The 243-nt window shown below is 39.9% G+C and carries 1 protein-coding gene; it reads right to left on the bottom strand.

Going from position 1 to position 243, the window contains the following annotated elements; all coding sequences use genetic code 11:
• Positions 1-243: hypothetical protein (locus tag J7R07_RS08190; protein WP_208436348.1), on the bottom strand; the 243-nt coding region annotated here is incomplete at both ends.

The raw sequence follows: 243 nt of genomic DNA, 5'->3' as shown, positions 1-243 counted from the left end.
CATTCCCAACATTATGGAGGCCAACTAAGCTCTTCTCTTTACCACCCAAAGTCACATTCGTATAATCAGTTTTACCATCTTTTCTATCGTAATGGACAACAGATGAATCTTCAGACTGAAGATTGTTGGAAAGATCCTTCAAACTTGCATCAAGTTGTGCTTTGTTAACAGCATCAGTATCTTCAGTACCCTTTGCTAAGCCTGTTAGCTTTTTACCGCTAGCATCAATACCACCGGTGGTTA

This window comes from Bartonella phoceensis (assembly GCF_902825145.1).
Lineage (GTDB): Bacteria > Pseudomonadota > Alphaproteobacteria > Rhizobiales > Rhizobiaceae > Bartonella > Bartonella phoceensis.
The sequence above is the reverse complement of the archived record's forward strand: the minus strand, read 5'-3'. Positions and strand labels throughout refer to the sequence as shown.